General features: G+C 48.2%; 16 protein-coding genes and 1 tRNA gene. 2 read left to right on the top strand and 15 right to left on the bottom strand.

Annotated elements, in window-relative coordinates:
- Positions 1–56 precede the first annotated feature (56 nt).
- From FHS60_RS01150 to FHS60_RS01180, 7 genes are all read right to left on the bottom strand, one after another.
- Entirely contained in the window at positions 57–4,868 is a 4,812-nt protein-coding gene (locus FHS60_RS01150; RefSeq protein ID WP_221189614.1) for a translocation/assembly module TamB domain-containing protein, read from the bottom strand.
- Between the two features lie 189 nt (positions 4,869–5,057).
- Positions 5,058–6,956, bottom strand: a complete 1,899-nt coding sequence (locus FHS60_RS01155) for a BspA family leucine-rich repeat surface protein (RefSeq protein ID WP_183693873.1) — start codon at positions 6,954–6,956, stop codon at positions 5,058–5,060.
- Positions 6,957–8,602: 1,646 nt separating this feature from the next.
- Positions 8,603–8,965: a hypothetical protein gene (locus FHS60_RS01160; protein WP_183693874.1), complete on the bottom strand. Its 363-nt coding sequence runs from the start codon at positions 8,963–8,965 to the stop codon at positions 8,603–8,605.
- Positions 8,966–9,251: 286 nt separating this feature from the next.
- A tRNA-Ser gene (locus FHS60_RS01165) sits at positions 9,252–9,339 on the bottom strand.
- Positions 9,340–9,449: 110 nt separating this feature from the next.
- The gene (locus FHS60_RS01170; RefSeq protein WP_183693877.1) at positions 9,450–11,174 is read right to left on the bottom strand and encodes a bifunctional metallophosphatase/5'-nucleotidase; all 1,725 of its coding nucleotides are present in this window, start codon (positions 11,172–11,174) and stop codon (positions 9,450–9,452) included.
- 62 nt (positions 11,175–11,236) lie between these two features.
- Complete coding sequence (locus tag FHS60_RS01175) at positions 11,237–11,731, bottom strand: dihydrofolate reductase (RefSeq protein WP_183693880.1); 495 nt, start codon at positions 11,729–11,731, stop codon at positions 11,237–11,239.
- Positions 11,732–11,791: 60 nt separating this feature from the next.
- Complete coding sequence (locus tag FHS60_RS01180; protein ID WP_183693883.1) at positions 11,792–12,586, bottom strand: thymidylate synthase; 795 nt, start codon at positions 12,584–12,586, stop codon at positions 11,792–11,794.
- An 87-nt stretch (positions 12,587–12,673) separates the two neighbouring features.
- On the opposite strand from FHS60_RS01180, the gene FHS60_RS01185 reads away from it, so the two are divergent.
- Both FHS60_RS01185 and prmA read left to right on the top strand, forming a co-directional pair.
- Positions 12,674–14,044, top strand: a complete 1,371-nt coding sequence (locus FHS60_RS01185; protein WP_183693886.1) for a methyltransferase RsmF C-terminal domain-like protein — start codon at positions 12,674–12,676, stop codon at positions 14,042–14,044.
- Positions 14,045–14,162: 118 nt separating this feature from the next.
- Entirely contained in the window at positions 14,163–15,014 is an 852-nt protein-coding gene (prmA, locus tag FHS60_RS01190; RefSeq protein WP_183693889.1) for a 50S ribosomal protein L11 methyltransferase, read from the top strand.
- A 119-nt stretch (positions 15,015–15,133) separates the two neighbouring features.
- Here prmA and FHS60_RS01195 read toward each other — a convergent pair whose 3' ends face one another.
- From FHS60_RS01195 to mreD, 8 genes are all read right to left on the bottom strand, one after another.
- Positions 15,134–15,796, bottom strand: coding sequence for an RluA family pseudouridine synthase (locus FHS60_RS01195; protein ID WP_183693892.1), 663 nt, complete (start codon positions 15,794–15,796; stop codon positions 15,134–15,136).
- Positions 15,797–15,877: 81 nt separating this feature from the next.
- Complete coding sequence (fabG, locus tag FHS60_RS01200) at positions 15,878–16,624, bottom strand: 3-oxoacyl-[acyl-carrier-protein] reductase (protein ID WP_183693895.1); 747 nt, start codon at positions 16,622–16,624, stop codon at positions 15,878–15,880.
- A gap of 34 nt (positions 16,625–16,658) precedes the next feature.
- On the bottom strand, positions 16,659–17,258 hold the full coding sequence (locus FHS60_RS01205) for a TetR/AcrR family transcriptional regulator (protein WP_009347378.1): 600 nt from the start codon (positions 17,256–17,258) through the stop codon (positions 16,659–16,661).
- Between the two features lie 108 nt (positions 17,259–17,366).
- Positions 17,367–17,573, bottom strand: a complete 207-nt coding sequence (locus tag FHS60_RS01210) for a hypothetical protein (protein WP_183693900.1) — start codon at positions 17,571–17,573, stop codon at positions 17,367–17,369.
- Positions 17,574–18,115: 542 nt separating this feature from the next.
- Positions 18,116–18,586 carry a hypothetical protein gene (locus tag FHS60_RS01215; RefSeq protein WP_183693904.1) on the bottom strand — a complete coding sequence of 157 codons (471 nt, stop codon included), beginning with the start codon at positions 18,584–18,586 and terminating at the stop codon, positions 18,116–18,118.
- Positions 18,587–18,617: 31 nt separating this feature from the next.
- On the bottom strand, positions 18,618–20,090 hold the full coding sequence (gene rodA / locus FHS60_RS01220) for a rod shape-determining protein RodA (RefSeq protein WP_183693907.1): 1,473 nt from the start codon (positions 20,088–20,090) through the stop codon (positions 18,618–18,620).
- Positions 20,071–21,918: a penicillin-binding transpeptidase domain-containing protein gene (locus FHS60_RS01225; RefSeq protein ID WP_183693910.1), complete on the bottom strand. Its 1,848-nt coding sequence runs from the start codon at positions 21,916–21,918 to the stop codon at positions 20,071–20,073. The genes rodA and FHS60_RS01225 overlap by 20 nt, the downstream gene beginning before the upstream one ends.
- Positions 21,919–21,946: 28 nt before the next feature.
- Positions 21,947–22,456, bottom strand: a complete 510-nt coding sequence (gene mreD / locus FHS60_RS01230; protein WP_183693912.1) for a rod shape-determining protein MreD — start codon at positions 22,454–22,456, stop codon at positions 21,947–21,949.
- Positions 22,457–22,535 lie beyond the last annotated feature (79 nt).

Here is a 22,535-nt window from a genome sequence, read left to right on the forward strand (position 1 = left end):
TAGAAAGGTTGCTCTTTTACCCTTTTCGCCTCAACGATAAAGAGCAATAATCCAACTTATTTTTTCTCTTTCTTACGCCAGAAGATGAAGAGATCGCCAAACTTATCCGTCTTTTTGCGCACAGAGTAGCCCAAACCAGTCTTTGTGAGCTGCCCTTCAAGGGGGTCTTGCTGGTCGCGATCGTAGAAGACGCGCAGATAGCGAGTTGCCCCTTGGTTCATACGATATTCAACACTCACGTTATTGATAATACTCTCTGCACGATTATCTGCATTCTTACCAGCACTTACGCGCCCGCCGATGATCACTCGGATACGATCGTCCCAGAAGCGTTTAGCAAACTGGAAAGAATAGTCAGTGGTTTGTGTACCGACGAGTGAAGTTCCAGTTTCTACGCCCACGCTTAAATCGACACTCTTCAGTGCGTTACCCGCAATGTTCTGAATCTCATTTTGGAGGAAAGCATTTAGCGCATTGTTTGCTTTAAAGCCGCTCTTCATTGAACTAGAGTCGGTGAGGTACATACCTGTTGCCATCATCGCTACAGCCGCTTTGTTGCGTTGCTCCTTTGACATAGCAGCTAATTGGTTTTGAACGCTCAAATCTTCGGGAGCAGCAATGGTGAATTCTAGCCCCATCTTGTCGAGCGTATTGGTGATGGAAACGCCTACATCAAAAGCCACACTGCGTTGCTGCTCATTTTCTGTGACGAGGACTTTCATGCGCTCCAGTGCCGTCACGTTGAGCCGTGGATTGGTAGGGTCACCAGTGAAATCGATAGTGCTGCCCTCCACCAACTTAAATGTGCGGAGTGGAATAACAGGCAGTTCGTATTTCATCTCACCCGAACTGGCTGTTAGTCGGCCAGTGAGGCGCATATCTCCTTGGTGCGTGATGCGGAATGTAAGATTGCCGCCACCTTCAATATTGGCGTAGTTCTGTCCATCTTCGGAGAGAAGACAGTTGAAATGAGCCCCTTCGTTGACATTGATACCCAGCGCGAGGTCATAGCTTGATGAGGCTTGTTCTTCAAGTTCTATTTCTTCTTCAGGATCGGTGAAATTTGTGAACTTCACAAGATCTTCGAGACGATTATCTACTGAGACGGGCGAATCCTTCAGAATATATGTCATATTGGTATTATCGAGGATGTCGAGTCGTCCGCGAATCGACAAATTATCTGCTGTACCTTTCAGCGTACCTTGACAGTCGGCATAGACTTTTCCAAATACCAAAGAGTTGCGCTTACGTTGCGTATTGATAAGTTCGAAGTCGTTCGCTTTTACGTTGAAATCCAAAGAAACTTTGCTGGTGTTGCTTATATCTATATCGCCATTGAGAACGAGCGGATTCTTCCCCGTGGAGTAGAGGTTGTAATTCTCAAAATGCACCTTAGAGTTGTTGATAGCAACAGGCTTTTCTTCCATGCGGAAGTCAAAACCGTAGACGTCGGAGTAAACGTGACCAGAATCTACATCTAATGATCCATTGAGTATCGGGTTCTTCGCTGTTCCTTGAAGCGTGAAATCGCCGCCCGCTTTACCGCGTAGTGCTATGTCAGTTCCTTCGAGGAAGGCATTGAGCATAGGCATTGGGAAATCGTGTAGATTGCCTTTTACATTAAATTCTCCGCTCCTGTCAGCATAAGTACCCTCTGCTTCGAGAACTTCGATACCGCCCGAGCTAATAAAGGCCGAGGCGTAGTGTTCTCCGTTCGATTTGGGCAAGTAAGTAACATCGGCTCCAATCTGTCCCAGACGTGTACCATCAAAAGCAAAACTGTTAGCTTGAAGTGAACCCATCGCACTGATATTCTTATGATCGTCGAAGAAGTGAATATCGCCCGAGAGCAAACCTTGCATTTTTGGTAAGAAAGGAAGTACATTGGATAGCTCACCTAAGTTGACATTGTTCACAGAAAGCGTGATATCGTTTACACTATCGGTGGCGGTAGAGTAAATCTTAAGACCCGTACCGTCATCCGCTGTTAAGTTTACATCCGCTCGAATCTGTTTATTGTTTCCAAGGAAGATGTAGTTATCTTTATTGATACTGAAACTGCGATAAGCCAGAACAGGCTGTTCGGGATAAAGAACGATGTTGATACCATCTTGCAATACATCAGCACGCAAGCCCACATCGAAACCTTTATCCCCGTCGGCATCAAAGAACTTTGCTTGTATTCCAGCTCCTTGCGAAAGGATGTAACCATGTAGCTGCGCGTTGAATTTATTGGGGTTGCGTCGCGTGTAGTTTCGGACACCTCCGTCAATAACCACGCCTGAAGTATCTTGCGATATGACCAAGTTGACACTATCTAAAAGTAGTTTTCCTGTTGTGATGGAGTCGGCACGGATGAGGCCCGACAGTCCCGAGAGAGGATGAGCATGGAGATCAATATAAGCCGTGCGGAACTGATACCCTTTGATGCGCAAATAGTCGCTCACGAAATTAGTACGCGCAGCTTCGAAATGGAAATTCATCACTGGCAGCTCACTCTTGAGAGCCTCTTGATTGAGCTGGCGGTGAGCCAGTTGCTTTTCAAACTGATGGAAGAAACGCGTAAGACGCGGCACAAGACGATCAACATTCCCCCGCGTTCCGAGTCGAAGTACCATGTCGCCACTAGTGGCAAAGACGTGGGTTGAATCATTTCCCGTCCCAAACGAGAAATCTATATCGCCAGGCGTGAAACCTCTGTTGGGCGTCATTGCCAAGAGGTCGGTGAATCGGCCAGATGCTGAGTAAGCTGTGAATGCGCGATTGGTGCGGAAGTGCATATCAATCTGGCCGCCACCTTGCACAGTGTCCGCTGTCAGGCCCAATCGGCGGAAATCAATTTTCTCAAAATTGCTCGACAATCGGCCAGAGATGTCTCTACCTAATGTAGCTTGGAGCGTTCCTTTTCCAGTAAGTAGCGCGTTGTTAATACTGAACTGAGCGTTCGATGTACTACCTTGTTGGCGAACCGTAATAGATAGTCCGCTTAGATCATAATTGGCGTAGTTAAAACTACGAACACGAGCATCCATCGTGAGGCCGGCGCGGGGGGAGAGTACGTCGAAACTTCTGCTACGCGCAGAGAGTGTCCCACTAAATGCCGACAGCCCCATATTAGGTAGGAACTGCTGCAATGCGAGTTGGCGAGCATTAACGCGAACATCAAAGGCCTCTGTTTGCAGATTAACGCACGCCTTCACTTGCGCATTTCCGCGCCCTGTTGCAAGGTTCGTGTTGAGTTGGTAGTCAGTGCCGCGGAAGGATAGGTTACCTTTCATCCCCAGCGTAGCAGGAATGCTCACCGTTTTGGCCACATCGGGCAAAATGTTTCTGAAGAGTGAGGGAAGGGCTGCTCCCGTGCGGAGCGAAAAAATCATTTTTGCCGAAGGTGTTTTTCCCGTGATGCCATCCAATCGTCCATTACCGTTGAAAGTCAGAATGCCTGGCAGCTTGATAGAGGCATTTTGAAAAACGATATGAGCCAAATTCCCCGAGAAACGCCCATTGAGCGAAAGCGTTCGGTTGGGATAGAGGCGGAGATAACGAGCAGGAAGATAACCGCGCGCCAAGTTTTTCACATCAGGTGCCCCTAACGTTGCAACGAGGTTCAAACTAACTGAAGCACGACTGCCTTTGTTAAAAGCTGAGAAGGGTAGATTTACCGTGGCACGCAGCGAAGAATAGGGCGTTTTTAGGTTGAGGGCAGGAAGCACTATGTGTGTGCTGTCAAGATACACCGCTCCGCTGAGCTCTTTCACTGCAAAACCGCATTGCTCCTGTAAGGCAACGTGGCGCACACCCAAGCGCAAAACGCCTGCGCGGTTGTAACTGAGCGTGTCGATTTGTGCGTTTAGCCCTGTCACTACAACGTTAGTTGGATCGAATGGCTTTGTGGGCTTTTGTAGTGTAGTTGAATTGCTGGAGGCAGTGCGGAACTTCCATTGTTTCCCGCGCCCTATTGTCTCTACGGGGAATGGACTCCAGCGTTCCAGTGCTGCCACGTTATCAGTATAAGTGTAGGCAATGCGCACACTGTCTTTGTGGTTTCGTTGACGGTCGGCAGGAATTGCAGGGATGGGATTCTTTGGTGTCCAAGTGCCGTCAGCCCCATTGGGCGTATAAGCCACATTCCCCTTCTTGATATTCAAGCTGCGGAAGGCATAATACGCCTTATCCGTGTCGAAGTCGCCATCGGTGAGCACCGCCTTTTTCAATTGAGCCGCCACCCAAATAGTGTGATGCGCCTTTTGGGGAGACGTGATGGGCAAAGCTCCAGCCAATGCTACACGCGCTTTGACATTTTCGAGACTGACTTCGTCCACACGTATGCGCCAATGGCTCTTGGTGGTCGTAGTATCGTCGAGCGCACTATCGGCGAGAGCCACTGTTATGTCTGAATTGCGCAGTTGTGCCAACTGAACATGAACGTCCTGTTTTTGCCAATTCACGCCTTTTGTTTCTGCTGTGAGATGCCCCACAACTCCCTTGATGCGTGTATTTGAGATATAATTTTTTGTATCTATTCGCGACGCGTCTAATTCGATTCCACTCACATTGGCTTGCCCATGAAAGAGAGGGAGCATTTCCAAATTGAGTCGGACGGTGCGTGCGTTGAGCAGCGTGTCGCCTTTCTGCACAGCTTTCACACCATTCACGTTGAGATCCAACGGAAAAGCTAGTCGAACATTATCGACGGAAAACTGAACGCCTGTTGTTTCGCTGAAATGCGTACAAACGCGCTGGACTATAAAGTTCTGAACTGGTGGAAGATAAACCAGTAGGGCTAGTATGAGGAAGAGGACTATTGGTGTGCAAACCACCCATAGTGCCACCTTTCCTATTTTTCTTAACTTGTTTGATTTCGGCATATTTGGCAAAAATACGGATTTCTTGTCGTAGCCACATATCTTTCCCTTACAAACTCTTCCTTTTTCTCGCTTTTTTCTCTCTTCCTCCTTTCCGTGTTTTGCAGATGATTGTTTTTATACCAAAGAAAATCCCCACAAACTTACTCGCAGCGAGCAGTTAGTGGGGAATTTTCTATTTGAGGGAGAACACTACTTGCGGAGAATCTTCTGCGTAGTTCCGTTACTCATGTTAACGATGTTCAGTCCGCGCTGTAGCTCGTTAAGTCTGCGTCCGTCAGTAGAGTAAATCGCCTGGATGTTTGCATTGGCTTCAGTAGTAGCCGTAGCAACTCCCGTACTTTCTTTCTTTGTGAAATATCCTGTTTCAGGATTCGCCATGGAGACATCTGTTTTACTTACATCGTAGGGAACTGCTCCTTTGAGTTTTTCACAAAAAAGGAACATCTGCATAGATTCTGCGCTCGTCCAAGTATTATTGCAATAGATGGTTTGTAGAGAATTGCATACATAAAACATTTTACGCATGTCTTGCACGTTCTTCGTCTTGAAGTTGGAGAGATCGAGGGAAGTTAAATTCTGGCAGCCCCAAAACATATAGCTCATATTTTTCACGTTCTCCGTCTTGAAGTTGGAGAGATCGAGGGAAGTTAAATTATGGCAGCCAGAAAACATTGAATTCATGTTTTGCACATCCTCTGTCTTGAAGCTGGAGAGATCGAGGGAAGTTAAACTTGAGCAGCCATAAAACATATAGCTCATGTCTTGCACGTCCTCTGTCTTGAAGTTGGAGAGATTGAGGGAAGTTAACCTTGAGCAGCCCTTAAACATTGAACCCATGTATTGCACGTTCTCCGCATTGAAGTTGGAGAGATTGAGGGAAGTTAAATTCTGGCAGGCCTCAAACATTGAACCCATGTATTGCACGTTCTCCGCATTGAAGTTGGAGAGATCGAGGGAAGTTAAATTCTGGCAGCCATAAAACATTAAATTCATGTTTTGCACGTTCTCTGTATTGAAGTTGGAGAGATTGAGGGAAGTTAAATTCTGGCAGCCAGAAAACATTTCATACATGTTTTGCACCTTCTCCGTCTTGAAGTTGGAGAGATCGAGGGAAGTTAAACTCTTGCAGCCATAAAACATATAGCTCATGTCTTTCACGTTCTCCGTATTGAAGTTGGAGAGATTGAGGGAAGTTAAACTTGAGCAGTCCCAAAACATTTTACTCATGTTTTGCACGTTCTCCGCATTGAAGTTGGAGAGATTGAGGGAAGTTAAATTCTGGCAGCCAGAAAACATTGCACTCATGTCTTGCACGTTCTCCGCATTGAAGTTGGAGAGATCGAGGGAAGTTAAACTTGAGCAGTCAAAAAACATCTCACTCATGTTTTGCACGTTCTCCGTATTGAAGTTGGAGAGATCGAGGGAAGTTAAATTCTGGCAGCCCCTAAACATCTCACTCATGTTTTGCACGTTCTCCGTATTGAAGTTGGAGAGATCGAGGGGAGTTAAATTCTGGCAGCCCCTAAACATCTCACTCATGTCTTTCACGTTCTCCGTATTGAAGTTGGAGAGATTGAGGGAAGTTAAATTCTGGCAGCCATAAAACATTTCACTCATGTCTTGCACGTTCTCCGTCTTGAAGTTGGAGAGATCGAGGGAAGTTAAATTCTTGCAATGAGTAAACATTCCACTCATCGTAGTGACTTTAGATGTATTGAGATTTGTCAATCCTTCTATTTTCTTCAGTTTTTTTAAATTAAGAAACCAATTCTTAGTGCTTTGGGGAAGATAGTTTTTGAACGAAGCATCGAAGACAGCGGTAGTAACTTTGGACTCTGACGTACCCCACGTTCCAGACCAAGCAGGGTATGTATTTCCATATCCACGCTTCGTCTCGCCAATTCCCCACACAGTACCCGTGCGGGATGATTTCTGATCGTCGTAGTAAAACGTTAGCGTTTTCTTGTCGCTGCTTTTCACAACATAGGCTTCCTTCTCCTGTGCTTGAGCGGACTGCGGAAGGAGCAACAAGGCCATGAACCATGCAAGGAACACAGCACAGAAATTCTTGAGTAATTTTTTGTTCATAAATTTTTCGCTTCCCCTTTTTGTCTCCTTGTCGTTCTGCTTTTTAGGAGTGCCGTATCGGGAAGTTGGGTAGGTTGAAATGAATAATGTTTATATTGTTTAGATTACACTGTGTCCGCCTTCTGGCTCTTTAGAAAGCAAAGCGGCAAGCATTTTTGTATTAAAAGTTATACATCTGCAAATATAAAGAAACTTTTAAATAATACAAAAAAATACATATTTTCCTTCATTAAGGCAGTGTACAAGCGAGCGTCGCACTGAAAGCGTTGAGGGAGAAACTCCACACGAGCCGCAGTGGGTGCTGTGCAACGCTTCCTGCGTCGGAGGTTTGTGTCGTTGCCCATCCACGGGTTCACCCTTCGGGCATCACCCGCGGTTAAGCATGGTGTGTCCCCGCCGGGGACAGTGGGTGAGCACGAGGGAAGTCTATCTTACGCTTCCTCACACACATCGTAAAAAGTCTATGCACTATCGGTAGGCAACTCCACACATAGCTTCGTCAACACTAAGCCTGCAGCAAAATAGAGTAACTCACACCTCCGGCGGGGATAGTGAGGATGCGCGAGGAAGTCCTCTGCCCCTGCATATCGTGACAGTCTATAATCATACCATCGCCTCAGACACATCGAAAAAAGTCTATGTACAGTCTGTGACCAACTCCACCTACAGCTCTGTTAATACTCCACCACTGCTCAGCCTCCACAGCCATAGTCATAGCAGTACAGAGTAACTGACGCCTCTGGCGGAGGCGCACCATGCTTAACCGCGGGTGATACCCGAACGATAGTGAGGGCGAACCCGTGGAGAAGTGGACAGACAACAGCACTACCTTCCGACACCGGCGGTGTCGCACTGACAGCGTCGAGGGAGTATTCTCCCTCTCTCCTCCTAAGAAAATACTCGATTTTTGTCGTCACGTTGTCACGGAGGAGGGGAAGATGCTGATAGATAGAGACTTATATGCGTGACAACAATTTCTCTTTGTTGTCACACCGTTATCACGCGTTGTCACACACGTAATATATACGTTATCAAGTTGTTATGCTCAAAGTGTGACAACGTGACGACGTGACAACGAAAAAATGAAATCCTGGGAGAAGGAGAGGTGGGTGCTGTGCGACGCTTCCTGCGTCGGAGGTTTGTGCATCACTTCCCCACGGGTTCGCCCTTCGGGCATCACCCGCGGTTACGCATGGTGTGTCCCCTCCGGGGACAGTGGATGAGTACGCTACATTGCTAAGGGGAGTGGGTATAATAAGCACGGCGGCGGAGAACCTTAGTCTATCCTCAAACACAATAAGCGCGTGAGCGGATACAATAAGGCTGTGAGCTGACATCCTTATTGTATCTGAAAACGCAATAAGGATATTTATGATAGCGCAGATTTTGAAATAACCCCTAAAAGTGAGACAGAAAACTTTTGGGGGTTATTTCGGGGTTAGCAGAAATGCAAACTGAAACTTCTGATACGTTCCTGAAACTTCAGTTGCTTATGATCAATCAAGTATTAGTGATAAACTTCAAAATCTGAAGCGTCAGAATCTTTTTTGAAAAACTCTTGATGGGGTGGAGTGGAGAAGGTGAAATATGTAAGCTGCGTAACAACAATAAAGAAGCGACTTAATGTGCGAATAATCTTTCTTGTGTTATTTTTTTATCTTGAGGCCGACAAATACTTCCTCATCGTGCTCTACTTGCTTTGTCAAGAGAAAATGCAAAATGTTGTCTTTCTCCTTAGAATCGGGTGTAAAATAATTCTGACTTACAGACCATCCAAGTTTTCCGAAGAAATTAAGTATGTCAACTGGTGAGTTGAAGATTTTTTTACTTCCGTCCTCGTTGATGATGTAGCCGCGCTTTTCTGTGCCTGCATCTACAAAAGCTGATACTTTCTGCGAGAATAGTGCGGCATTATGAACAACAACTTCGCAATATGCTGCGTGAGTGGTTTGTGCTGTTACGTTGAGACTTGCAAGAATAATAATAAGTAGTAATAAAAGTTTTCGCATAATAAAAGTTATTTTGTTAATGATATGTGTTAGTTGTAGAGTTCGTTAGTTGATGAATTAGGTGTATTTGGATTTAATGTTACAAAAATAAGTGATTTGATAATAATGAAAGAAGAAAGTGTTGGAAAATATGATGGGTGAATAAATAATAGGAAGTGTATGAATGATTTTATTTTCTTTTTGTTTGCCTATGATTTGCACTTTTTGTCTGTTTTTACATCAAAATAATACAAAAAAGCGACTCAATGCGTAAAAACATTAAGTCGCTTGAAGTGTTGATAATGTGCGGAAAGGATAGGATTCGAACCTACGAAACCCTTTAGGGGTTTACACGCTTTCCAGGCGTGCCTCTTCAACCACTCGAGCACCTTTCCTTGTGCGGTTGAGCAAAGACTTCTGCTGAAATCCGAGTGCAAAAGTACGCGAATACGATTGAAGTACCAAATTTTTGCTGAAGTTTTTTAAGGAAAGGGCCTCTCCAGGACTATTTGAAGAGCGTGATGCTATCGCGTTGCGCAGCAGGAGTTGTCCAGTTTTCCGGAACGAATTTCCACTGGTTGAGAGCCTTGGGTGCGATGTCCTTTTGTTGACGAATTTCTTGCATGAGATAGTAGCGCAAATCTTTGTCCGTACTCCAAACAACGCGTTTAACGAGCTGCTCGCGTGGGATGCCTGCCCCCTCAGTCATAAGGCCGCCACCACCGTTGCCGCGATAGCTGTTAACGGCTACACGATAGGTCTGCTTCAGATCGAACGGTTCGCCCGTTGCTAAGCTCTTGATGGTGATTTTCTGTCCGCGAGGTTTGGTAACATCCACTTCGTAGAGGATTCCCGCAGCACTGTCGAAGTTGTAGCTCGGAGTGCGCAGGCGCTGCCAGCTTTCTGGAGAATTGATGGTGCGGTCGTTGAAGAGCAGCAAATGGTCTGAGGGAGAGCTCATCTGCTGCGTCCAACCAGCATAACTATATTCAAGGAAGTCTTTAATCTCTTGCCCCGTGAGCTGCATAACGTAGAGCATATTCTCAAACTTGTAGAGATTGAACATGTCGCTGACGCGGATTGTACCAACAGGAATGCGGGCATCGAAACTAAGCGGTGCAACAAAAGAGATCTGAGCTCCCGTTATTTTCAGCTGTAGCTGATGGATGAAATCCACAAATGCTGAAGGGCCAAAGAAGGCGGGGCGAGTGGTGAGTTCGGTGGCGTTGTGGCCAATGACCTCTTGCGTGAATTTCTTTACGGCATCTATCTGCGGTTGGAAATGGGCGAGCATTTCGGGATTCACTTCCCATTGGTCGATGTCTTCCAAATGGCCAGTGGCGCTCTTGACGCTTACTTTCTTCCCATTCTTTTCCACAACGAGGTTTGCCACTGCTACGAAATGGGCATTAGCACCCGTGTTAAGAACAAGGACACTATCGCCATTGACATTGGCAATTTTGCGATTGGCCTTGCGGTGGTCGTGACCACAAAGGATGAGATCGAAGCCCGGAACTTGTTGTGCCACTTGCAGAGAGGCGTTCTCATTTTTTGTTCCCGTGGCGTTTTCACGTCCCACACCGCTGTGGAAGAGTCCGATAACTATGTCGGCTTGGCGGCGCATTTCGGGCATATATTTACGGGCTACTTCCACCATGTCGTCAAAGCGCATCCCCGACCAAAGGTTTTCGGGGAGCCAGTTGGGGATACCCGTGGTGAGCAAACCTAAAACGGCAAAGCGCACACCGTCTTTCTTGATGATGGTGTAGGGACGCCAGTAGGGTTGGCCAGTGCTGGTGCGGATGATGTTTGCTCCCAGCATCGGCATGCGGCATTCTTTCGTCCAGCGGTCATAAACAGCGTGACCTGCCTCAATGTCGTGATTGCCTACAGTGGCTGCATCATACTGCATATAGTTGAGCACTGAAGCGCAAGCGTGTTGGCTCACAGTGTCCATGAAGTTGTAATAGTAAGCGGAAGGTTGTCCTTGCAGAATATCGCCCGCATCGAGGAGCAACACGTGCTGTGGCTTCATGAGTTGTCGCTGTGCTTTTACGAACGAGTAGGCACGTATGAGCGAGCCTTCGCCCGGCTGCTGGTTGAGATAATCGTAGGGGAAATAATTACCATGAACATCGGTGGTTTCAAGAATTTTGAAACGAATTTCGCGCGGTTTGGCCGAAAGTGTGGTAGCAGTCAGCGCGAAAAGGAGAAGAAGAAAATGTTTCATATTGTTAGTCTTATTATTAATTTTCTTAGTGAAAAGGCAGAAGATAACTATTTTTTGACTGTTTATTTACCTTTTCTGACATAGTCGACAAAGTCGAACGGTACGGCGTTGCGCTCATCGGCATCGTGATGTTCTCTACTGGTTTCTTGCCATTGCGTAGCATCGAATTCGGGAAAGAATACATCCGCTTCGGCAGGAACAGCCTGCACTTCTGTCAGGCAAAGACGCTGAGCAAGGGGAAAGGCTTCGGCATAAACGGATGCACCGCCAATGATGTAAACGTCCTCGTCAGTTTGGCAAGCGCTCAGAGCTGCTTGGAGTGAGGGGAACACTTCCGCTCCAGGGAGTTGGAGCGAAGCATTGCGACTCAAAACAATGTTGCGACGATTGGGTAAAGCTCCTTTCGGCAGTGAGTCGAAAGTGCGCCGCCCCATAATGATGGTGTGCCCCGTGGTAAGAACCTTGAAGCGTTTCAAGTCGGCACTGAGATGGAACAACAGGTTGTTATGATAGCCGATACCCCGATTTTGGGCAACAGCACAGATGATGGTGAGCATATATATAAGGAATCAGTAAGGAGCTAAAAAGCGAGGGAGAAAGGAGGAGAAAAATTGATTTCAGACTGATACATCCGCCTTTATATGTGGCCAAGGATCGTAGTTTTCCAGTTCGAAATCTTCAAAGTGGAAGTTGAAAATGTCCTTTACTTCGGGATTCAGTTTCATAGTTGGGAGAGGGCGCGGAGTTCGCGTGAGTTGCAAGCGCGCTTGTTCCAGATGGTTGAGATAGAGATGCGTGTCGCCCGTAGTGTGAACGAAGTCGCCAGCGCGGAGTCCGCACACTTGCGCCATCATCTGCAAGAGAAGTGCATACGAAGCAATGTTGAACGGCACTCCCAAGAACGTGTCGGCCGAACGCTGATAGAGTTGGAGCGACAGGCGGCCATTAGCCACGTAGAACTGAAAGAGCATGTGGCAGGGAGGTAAGGCCATGTCCGCCACTTCGGCCACATTCCACGCCGAAACAACGATGCGGCGCGAATCTGGGTTGTTGCGAATCAGGTCAACCGCTTGCTGGATTTGGTCGATAGTGCCGCCGCGGTAGTCGGGCCACGAACGCCACTGGTGGCCATAGACGGGGCCCAGTTCACCGTTCTCGTCGGCCCATTCGTTCCAAATGCGCACGCCGTTGTCCTGCAAATACTTCACGTTCGTACTGCCCTGCAAGAACCAAAGCAGTTCGTGGATGATGGATTTCAGATGTAGTTTCTTCGTGGTGAGGAGTGGGAAACCCTCCTCTAAATTGAAGCGCATCTGATGACCGAAGACGCTCTTCGTCCCCGTACCAGTGCGGTCAGTCTTCTCAACACCGTTGTTGAGAATCTCCTGGAGCAAGTTGAGATATTGTCTCATTGTTTGATTTTTTTCGGCTGCAAAAGTACCAAAAAAAGACTAACTTTGCCGACAAAGAAAGAATTAAGTAGCAGCAAAACCCTTGATATGACAACCACAGAAAAGATAGCATTGCCTGCGGAATTTGTCTCAGAAATGACAAACCTGCTGGGAGCAGACGGAGCCCGCCAACTTTTTGAGGGGCTTGAAACGCCTTGCCCTACGAGTGTTCGCTGCAATGAAGCAAAGGGCTACGACACCGACGGAGAGCCCGTGGCGTGGTGCCGAACAGGCCGATATCTCAGCGAGCGCCCGCAATTCACGTTCGATCCCTTGCTCCACGCTGGTTGCTACTATGTGCAAGAAGCTGCATCCATGTTTGTGGAGCAGGCTTTCAAGGCAATGGGCGAATGTCCGCAACGTTTGCTCGACCTCTGTGCTTCGCCCGGAGGGAAGAGTACGCTCTGGCGTTCGCTTCTGCCCGATGGCGCATTGCTCGTTGCCAACGAACCGCTGCGGCAGCGGGCGATGGTGCTGGCGGAGAACTTGGCAAAATGGGGACAGCCTGATGTTGTGGTTAGCAATGCCTATCCTGCCGATTTCGCTCCGCTGACGGGGTTCTTCGATGTTATTGCTGCGGACGTGCCCTGCTCTGGCGAAGGTATGTTCCGTAAGGATATGGGAGCGCGCACCGAATGGTCGCTGGAGAATGTCAGGAAATGTGCCGAATTACAACGCAGTATCATTGCCGATGTTTGGCCTGCGCTCCGACAAGGCGGTTTTCTCGTTTATAGCACCTGCACTTTCAATCGCTCCGAGGATGAAGACAACGTGTCTTATATATGTGATGAATTGGGCGCAGAACTGGTTCGTCTGGATGTGCCTGAAGAATGGAATGTGATGGGCGATACCACCGGACGGGGGCTTCCTGTTTATCATTTTCTCCCAGGGCAGAGTCGCGGCGAGGGCTTCTTTTTGGCTTTGCTCCGCAAGACGAGCACGACGGCGGGCGGTGGCAACCGAAAGCATAAGAAAGGTGTGCGCGAACTGCCGTTGAGAAATGCGAGCAAGCTGAGCGGTTGGTTGCAGAACGAAGCTGACTATAAATTCTATGCGTCCGATGATTCACACGTGGCAGCTGTTCGTAAGTCGCTCTATGAGGATGTGCAACGCCTTCGCATTCATCTAAAAACAGTTTGGGCAGGCGTTTTGCTGGCTGAAGCAAAGGGGCAAAAATGGGTACCGCAGCAGGAATTGGCTCTCTCGCAAGCCCTCGCTCCCGAAGCCTTTCCGCGCGTGGAGCTCTCGCTCGATGAAGCGCTTGCTTACTTGCGCCGAGATGCTATCACAGTAGACGCTCCGCGCGGGTATGTCATTGTGACCTATCAAGGACATCCTCTCGGTTTTGTGAACAATCTCGGTGCACGTGCCAATAATCTATATCCGCCCGAGTGGCGCATCCGTAAACAGTTGCCTTAGTCGCAATCTTTTCTTTGTCTTATGAATCAACGCACAAGACCTTTCGTTTCACCTCTTTATTACGCATAAAAACACCTTCTTTTTTCACATCAGAAAAAGAAGGAAAAGAATCTCCATTATGAAGTATTTGGAATATACCTTTAACATCTCTCCCAATTCTGGCGATATGCAGGACATTTTGGGGGCTGTATTGGCCGATGCAGGCTTCGACTCTTTTGTAAAAGACGAAGAAGGCAAAGAACCGCTGAAGGCTTACATCAAGAAAGACGAGTTTAGCGAGGAACGCCTCAAAGAAGTTTTGGCCGACTTCCCGCTGCCAGCTGAAATCTCTTATGAAGGGCAAGAGGCCGAGGATAAGGATTGGAACGCTGAATGGGAAGCCAATTTCTTCGAGCCACTCAATATTGACAATCGTTGTGTGATTTCTGCTCCTTTCCATAAGGACGTGCCAACGGTTGAGTACAACGTTAAAATCAATCCTCGAATGTCGTTCGGTTCGGGCCATCACGAGACCACTTCGCAAATGATACGCGAGATTCTCAACAATCCTATGGAAGGACGCACTGTGCTCGACATGGGATGCGGTACGAGCTTGCTCGCCATCTTGGCAAGTATGCGTGGCGCCACAGCTCTCACGGCCATCGATAACGATGAGTGGTGCGTGCTCAACTCAAAGGAGAATTTCGAACTCAACCACCTGTCCAACATCGAAGTACTTCTGGGCGATGCCTCCCTTTTACCGCAGGTCGGGCCCTTTGATGTGATTTTGGCCAACATTCATCTGAATATCATTTTGGCTGATATGGAGAAGTATGTTTCTCGTCTGAATGCTGGCGGTTTGCTCTTTGTGAGTGGTTTCTATTATGATGATCTGCCGCGCATAAAGGCAGAGGCCGAACGCTTAGGTCTTACCTTCGACCATGCAGGACAAGAGCGCAACTGGTGTTGTGCTGCTTTCCGAAAACCATAATATAGATTTAAGCCAGTGCAGGGAGCTGCACTGGCTTTTATATTTTCTTTTCTTTCTTCTTGTTTATGTTCAGCGTTGAAAGCCGCTGATATTTTCATGCCTAAAGGTTGTCAACACGCTTACATAACGTGCCAAATGGGTAGCTTGGGATAGGGCGCACTAACACTAATGAGCTTATGACTCACAGGGTGTTCAAACTCGATGTGTACCGCGTGCAGACAGATAGAGCCGTCGGGATTGGAGCGCGGTGCTCCGTATTTGAGATCGCCTTTAATGGGGCAACCGATAGCCGCCAGTTGGCAGCGAATCTGATGGTGGCGCCCTGTATGGAGATTCACTTCCACGAGCGTATAGCGGTCGCTTTGTCCAATCACCTTATAATCTAAAACTGCACGTTTGCTTCCAGTCGTCTCCTGCTCAAAGGCGTAGGCTTTGTTCTGCTTTTCGTTGCGTGTGAGGTAGTGTACGAGTTCTGCTTCGGGTTGCTTGGGGCAATTGCCCACTATGGCATGGTAAGTCTTTTTGACTTCACTTTTTCTAAACATCTCGTTGAGGCGTGTCAGTGCCTTACTTGTGCGGGCAAACACACAAATACCGCTCACGGGGCGGTCCAAACGGTGAGGAATTCCCAAGAATACCGCGCCGGGTTTGGCATATTTCTCTTTGATATAAGCTTTGACCTCATCGCAGAGGGTGCGGTCGCCCGTTTTGTCAGCCTGCACAATTTCGCCCGCAGCTTTATTGGCTATAATGATATGGTTGTCCTCGTAAAGGATATTCATGCTTTCAGAAACTAAAAAGACGAATCCATCGGGCCTTTTGAGGCTTCTCCGCTGGATTCGTCTTATCTTATTGGTGTAAAATTACATATTCATGCCGCCATCGACCTGAATAACCTGGCCGCTGACATAGCTTGACATTTCGCTTGCCAAGAATGTTGCCACATTGGCAATATCTTCAGTTTGACCGCCGCGGCGAAGTGGAATTTTTGTCATCCAATCCTTGCGAACATCTTCGGGAAGAGCTGCCGTCATAGCGGTTTCAACGAAGCCTGGAGCAATGGCGTTGGCGCGGATGCCCTTAGGACCGTACTCTTGGCCGATAGATTTTGCCAAAGCAATAAGGCCTGCCTTAGATGCAGCGTAGTTGGCCTGACCTGCATTACCATGAACGCCCACTACAGAAGCCATATTGATGATTGAACCCTGGCGCTGGCGCAGCATGATGGGCACAACAGCGTGGCAGAAGTTGAAAGCACTCTTCAGGTTCACTGCCAATACCGCGTCCCACTGAGCTTCGGTCATACGGATGAGCAAACCGTCCTTGGTGATACCTGCATTGTTCACCAGCACATCAATGCTGCCGAAATCTGCCTTAATGGTTTCCACCACGGTCTGAGTTTCTTCAAAGTTAGCAGCGTTGCTAGCGTACGCCTTACACTTCACGCCCTTAGCTTCCACCTCGCGGATGGTTTCTTCAGCGTCTTCGTTGATGACGAGGTCTGTGAATGCGATGTTTGCGCCTTCTTCAGCGAAGCGCAGAGCAATGGCTTTGCCAATACCGCGGGCTGCACCCGTGACTAAGGCTGTTTTGCCGGTTAAAAGTCCCATAATTTTGATTTATGTTTTAGTTGTAAATATTGTCTTATTTAGTTTCGGCAGCACAATATCCCAGTGCGCCGCGGATAACGCGCATCACCATGGGGATAGATTCCTCTTCCGTAAGGCCACGACCGAGGCGGTCGTAGATATAAGGCACTTCGAGACCTTTCATCACATAGTGGATGATGTCGGTCATAAGGCCGATGTTGTCGATGTTGAATCTGTGGCGTTCTACGCCCTCTCTCAGCACGCGGCTGATAATGTCCTGCTCCTCTCGGTCGAAGGCTTTGCGCACTTGCTCTACTTTCCATATATTTCGGAAGAACTCCGCGCGCAGGTTGCCGTTGCGAGCCACTGTTTCCTTTATCACTTGCAAGTGCGTGTAGATGAGCGTCAATACTTTCTCCTCTGGCTCGATGTTCATCGCAGCCACTTTGTCCATTTTCTCAGACAAGCGTTCCAATTCGTTCTCAATGACGGCGTAGTAGATCTCTTCCTTGTTGCGGAAGTATGTGTACAGTGTTCGCCGCCCACGCTGCGAAGCTTGGGCAATATCGTTCATAGTGGTTGCTTCAAGGCCTTTGCGGGCAAATAGTTCTCGTGCAACTTCCAAGAGGGTCTGGCGCGTTTTGGCTATGGACATACTAATTCTTTGTTTAACACACTTTGCTTTGACTGTGCAAAGGATGTGCAAAAATACTGCATTATACCGAACGAACCAAACAAACTGCACAGAAATTGAAAGAATGTGCTAATCTTTCTCTCTCGTCTTTCTCCTCTTCGCTGTACCAAACGTGTGGAGCTGCGTCTCAGCTTTATCTGTCAGCGGCTGCCGCAAGTCCTCCTCTTTTCGGCGGATGGCAACTGACATTTTAGTGCGTTTTTCCTGCTTCTTAAATATCTGTTTACCGCCTTCTTTCTTGACAATAGGCTTTATCATTCTAGCAGCGAATAACATTGAAAAGTCTGTGTTTTTCCTTTGCACATTCACACCGAGGTGTGCTCTTTTGTCCGTTTTTCTTAAATCTTGTCTGAAAAAGAAGGGAAAGGCGCTGTTTTTTCATCATTTTAGCTTTCTGCGCATACCGCCAAGATGAAAATTTCCTTATTCTGTTTGGAAATACTATAAGGCTGTCCGTTCGCTTCCTTATTGTGTCAGCTGACGCAATAAGGAAATTTTAAAATTTCCTTATTGTAGTGACGAATAGACTTATCGGATAGGTCGAACGAGTTGGACTAATCCTAACATCGCATTACTAAAATGTGGATTTTAAGCCAATCTCAGCTCTGTAGAATACGAATTTGTTTTACAATCTCAGTTGCTTGTTCCGAAAGCTGAAAGGTCTTCTTCGCGCTCTGAAGTCGAGAAATGGGGCGAATAAAGCGCTGTTCTGTTTCCTTTTTTGCTCTGTTCTTCAGCTTCGACTTTTGCGTAAAAAAATACTGGCTTTTCCGCAGCATCTGGGAAAAGCCAGTAGACTTTATTGGATATAAGGATGGTTAGTTGCCTATGTTGAACTGCTTACCTTTGGCCCCATCTTCAAGGCCCTTCTGATAGCCTTCGCTATAGCCGCGCACGTAGGCAGCTTTGTCCTTTGGTTTGGTGAAAGCGTTTGAGGGATCGTAGCTCGCGCGAGGGTGCTGCGTGGCTCCATCGTCCATACCCGCCAAATAGCCGTCTTCGCTGCCGGCTTCGTAAGCTCCGCGCGTGTCGCGCGTAATGCTGTCGGAGAGCGCAACATTCACGGTGTCGCGCAGAATGGGCAGATAGGTGGCATCAATAGTGGTGTCGGGGCGGGCAACGGGCATACGCTCTTTCACTGCTGCTGTGTCCTCTGGGTGTAATTGGGTATAAACTGGCGAGCGGAGGTCGCTGGCGCGTTTCAAGAAGAAGATGCTGACCACCGTTAGTAGACACGCGCCTACAATCACTCCTGTCCAGATATGTGAGGGATGTTCTTTTTTAGCCATAGTTTGTGTGTATCTATTGTTCCGTAACGTTTTATCTCATTCTTACTTTGTCCCTCGCGTCGATACGCAGGAATATGAAGAGGAGTAGCGTGAAGCCCCAAAGGCTTGAACCACCATAGGAAAAGAAGGGTAGCGGAATGCCGATGACAGGTGTGAGGCCCATCACCATACCCACGTTGATAAACACGTGGAAGAGGAGGATGGATAGGACGCAGTAGCCATAAACTCGTCCCGCGACTGTGGTTTGTCGCTCAGAGAGATAAATCAGTCGGAGTATCAAGAGTAGGAAGAGGAGCAACACGCTCGCACTGCCGAGGAAACCTTGCTCTTCGCCCACGGTACAGAAAATGAAGTCGGTGTCTTGTTCCGGAACGTATTTCAGTTTTGTTTGTGTGCCGTTCATGAAGCCTTTGCCCTCAAGTCCGCCCGAGCCAATGGCAATCTTACTTTGGTTGACATTATAACCAGCTCCGTGTGGGTCGTCCTCCGTACCTAGTAGTACCTTGATGCGGGTTTGCTGGTGCGGCTCAAGCACATCGTTGAGCGCAAAGTTGGCCGAATACAGGAATGCAGTACTTCCGAGCGCAAAGATGGCAATGAGATAGTAGGATTTGAGCCGCTCGCCCAAGCCTTGCCAAATGAGATAACCCGCCATGGCTACGATACCAACGATTTGTACCCACGCCACGTCAAACGGCTTAATGAAGGCTGAAACGAGATAGGCGATGAGTTGTGTCAGTAGGCCTATGGAGAGAAACCAGAACCAGCTGTTGTTACGCTTCAGGTAGATGCCGCACATCCCCACAACGTTGAGCCAAATGATGATAAGTACGGCAAACTGTCCAATAGTGGTCAGCGTGCCAGGCATAATATCTGTTTCAAAACGGATGCCTACAACGAAATACGAAACTGCAGCCACGGCAGTAAACAATATGGAGCCTGGCATTCCTTCGCGATAGAACATGAGGAAGAATGCCAGATAGACAAGGGCAGACCCCGTCTCTTTCTGCAACACAATAAGAACCATGGGGAGCAGAACTATACCTGCCGCCTTGAGGAAGTTGCGCATATTAGAGAGGTTGAAGCCATACTGACCGATCACCTTAGCCACGGCCAGCGCCGTGGCGCACTTGGCAAACTCGGCAGGCTGCAAACTCACGGAGCCGAGGGAAATCCACGATTTCGAACCCTTGATGTCGTGCGCTATAAAGGGGGTGATGAGCAGCAGAAGCATCATGCAGATGTATAGAAAGGGGGCAAGCGTGTCGAAGTATCTGTCATCGACCATCAGGAGAAAACCTCCCAAGCCGATGGAGCATCCTATCCACGCCAATTGCTTACCGCTTCGCGTGCCCCACGAGAAGAAATCTGTGTCGCCCAGGTTGTGGCTCGCACCACAAATGGAGAGCCAACCAGCAGCTAGTAGCAACAGGAAAATAAGAATGACGAACCAGTCGGCGCGTGCTGCCGGATTGCCGTATTTTCTACCGTTCAAAGTCTCCATACTTGATGTGCCGATTTTGCATTACCGCGGCCTTCTGCACAGATGCAGGCGAGAGCTGACCGCGAAGATATTGTTCGATGATAAGTGCCCCGATGGGAACACCATAAACGTTGCCGAAGCCGCCATTCTCAATGTAGACGGAGACAGCTATTTGCGGATTGTTCATAGGAGCAAAGCCCATGAAAACGCTATGGTCGTGGCCGCGGTTTTGCGCCGTACCCGTTTTGCCACAAACCTCAAACCAAGGGAGATTTGCGGAGCGGCACGTGCCGTCAATAACGGCCTTGCGCATTCCGGCTACTGCGTAGTCGTACCAGCGGCGGTTGATACCGGTGTAACGCTTGCGAGTGTAGAGCGTGTCAAGTTGGCCGCCCTGCACAGAGCGCACAACGTGGGGCGTGTAGAAGAAACCGCGGTTGGCAACTTGTGCGGCCAAATTTGCAATTTGCAGCGGCGTTGATGTGACCTCGCCCTGGCCGATCGAAATAGAGATAACCGTCAGTCCGTTCCACGAACCTTTATACGCCTTATCGTAATATTGCGCGTTGGGTATCATGCCGCGCTTTTCGCCTGGGAGGTCGATGCCTAACTTATAGCCAAAGCCCATTTTCACAAGATGGTCCTTCCATACAGTCATAGCGTTCTGCACTGAGCCGTACTTGCGCTTGTTGGAGAGTAGGCGAAAGAGATTCCAACAAAAGTAGCTGTTACAGCTAGTACCGATGGCGGGCACTAGATTGATGGGGCTGGCGTGTCCGTGGCATCCAACGTGGAGTCCCTTATAGCTAAAGCCATGGTGGCAGGGAAAACTGATTTTCGGGTCAATGCTGCCTTCCTGCAAACCTAAAAGGGCTTGCGATATCTTGAAGGTGGAGCCGGGCGGGTATGTACCCATGATGGCGCGGTTGAGCAAAGGTTTACGCGGATTCTTCGAGAGAGATTCGTGCGCCTTAGAGCGGTCACGCCCCACCATAATGCCAGGATCGTAAGTAGGGGAGGAAGCCATACACAGAATCTGTCCCGTTGATGGCTCGATGGCTACAATCGCTCCGATTTTCCCTTGTAGCAGTCGCTCCGCCAATTCTTGCGTTTTGAGGTCAAGTCCTAGCGTTATGTTTTGCCCAGGCACTGGCAGTTTGTCGTATTCGCCATTCATATAGTGCCCTTTCGTTCGTCCGTGGACGTCGCGGAGCATGATGCGCAAGCCCTTCTCTCCGCGGAGCACCTTTTCGTAGGAACGCTCAACTCCGAGCTTTCCGATATAGTCTCCTGGCTGGTAGTAGGCATCACTATCAATGTTGGCCTGATTCACCTCGCCCACGTCGCCAAGTATGTGTGCGCCGATCGCTGCAGCATAGTGGCGAATGGATCTCTTCTCAATGGAGAATCCGTTGAAGCGGAAAAGCTTTTCCTGGAATAGGGAGTATTCTTCGGGAGGTATTTGTGTCATGAAAACCTGCGGCGTGTATCGACTGTAGCCTGGGTTCTTTCGCGGATCTTTTATCTCTTCGCAACGCTGTATGTAGTACTCTTTGGTGATTCCAACAGTTTTGCAAAAATCTAGAGTATCTACGCCCTGCTGCTCATTCATTGTAATCATGATGTTGTAGGAGGGCTCGTTGTAGACCATAAGTTGGCCATTGCGGTCGAATATGAGACCGCGCGAGGGATAGATGATATCCTTCCGGAAAGCATTGGAGTCGGCGTTTTTCTTATAGTCGTCGCTCAACAATTGCAAGGTGAACAGGCGTATGAGGTAGATAATGATGATGCCAATAGCTACCCCGCCAATCACAAACTTTCTGTTGCTGAAATTGTAGGCTTCCAATGGTGTCTTATATTATTGTATGTGTTCATTAGGGCCTTTTTCTTATCAGCTCCAAGGCGATGCAGAACAGCGTAGTCAGTACTGTTGAACCAGCGATATTGATAAGCAGAAAAGTCCAGTTGAAGAAGCTGAAAGATTCGATAGAGAAGAAGATGACGCACTGCAGGAAAACAGCTGTTAGGAGGTAGCGGACGAAGGGCCAGCGCTCCATAGTTCTCATTGAAGGTAAGATGTTGTCGTCTTTGTCTTGATCTCTCGGTCCGAAAAGGTTGAAAAGTAGCGGTGTGATAAGGCCAATGGCCGTCATAGTGGCTGCGGCCATGCCTGGCGTATTTCCAAAAATGTCTATCAGTACTCCCAGCAGGAATCCGAGTAGGACATAGAGCCAGCGTGGGGTGTTGCTGGGCAGGATGAGTAGGAAATACACATAGGGCATTGGTGTGGCGTAGCCCATGATATGGATGTGGTTGAATACGAGCACTTGTAGCAACAAGAGCAATAAGAACCAACCTATGCGGGATAATATTGTCTGAAACACGGATAAAGAAGCTTTTAGCAGTTTGTAGAACAATTTTTCTGCAGGAGGGAGCTATCGTTCGTTATAGTCCGCCCTTCTG

The sequence above is a fragment of the Alloprevotella rava genome (assembly GCF_014195585.1).
Lineage (GTDB): Bacteria > Bacteroidota > Bacteroidia > Bacteroidales > Bacteroidaceae > Alloprevotella > Alloprevotella rava.

Bases quoted from the DNA above. Each gene is read 5' to 3' on its own strand.
- fabG (WP_183693895.1), bottom strand. From the start codon at position 16,624: ATGGGACTTTTAACCGGCAAAACAGCCTTAGTCACGGGTGCAGCCCGC.
- FHS60_RS01215 (WP_183693904.1), bottom strand. From the start codon at position 18,586: ATGGCTAAAAAAGAACATCCCTCACATATCTGGACAGGAGTGATTGTA.
- FHS60_RS01195 (WP_183693892.1), bottom strand. From the start codon at position 15,796: ATGAATATCCTTTACGAGGACAACCATATCATTATAGCCAATAAAGCT.
- FHS60_RS01160 (WP_183693874.1), bottom strand. From the start codon at position 8,965: ATGCGAAAACTTTTATTACTACTTATTATTATTCTTGCAAGTCTCAAC.
- FHS60_RS01185 (WP_183693886.1), top strand. From the start codon at position 12,674: ATGACAACCACAGAAAAGATAGCATTGCCTGCGGAATTTGTCTCAGAA.
- FHS60_RS01155 (WP_183693873.1), bottom strand. From the start codon at position 6,956: ATGAACAAAAAATTACTCAAGAATTTCTGTGCTGTGTTCCTTGCATGG.
- FHS60_RS01175 (WP_183693880.1), bottom strand. From the start codon at position 11,731: ATGCTCACCATCATCTGTGCTGTTGCCCAAAATCGGGGTATCGGCTAT.
- FHS60_RS01170 (WP_183693877.1), bottom strand. From the start codon at position 11,174: ATGAAACATTTTCTTCTTCTCCTTTTCGCGCTGACTGCTACCACACTT.
- prmA (WP_183693889.1), top strand. From the start codon at position 14,163: ATGAAGTATTTGGAATATACCTTTAACATCTCTCCCAATTCTGGCGAT.
- FHS60_RS01205 (WP_009347378.1), bottom strand. From the start codon at position 17,258: ATGTCCATAGCCAAAACGCGCCAGACCCTCTTGGAAGTTGCACGAGAA.
- FHS60_RS01180 (WP_183693883.1), bottom strand. From the start codon at position 12,586: ATGAGACAATATCTCAACTTGCTCCAGGAGATTCTCAACAACGGTGTT.
- FHS60_RS01210 (WP_183693900.1), bottom strand. From the start codon at position 17,573: ATGTTATTCGCTGCTAGAATGATAAAGCCTATTGTCAAGAAAGAAGGC.
- rodA (WP_183693907.1), bottom strand. From the start codon at position 20,090: ATGGAGACTTTGAACGGTAGAAAATACGGCAATCCGGCAGCACGCGCC.
- FHS60_RS01150 (WP_221189614.1), bottom strand. From the start codon at position 4,868: ATGCCGAAATCAAACAAGTTAAGAAAAATAGGAAAGGTGGCACTATGG.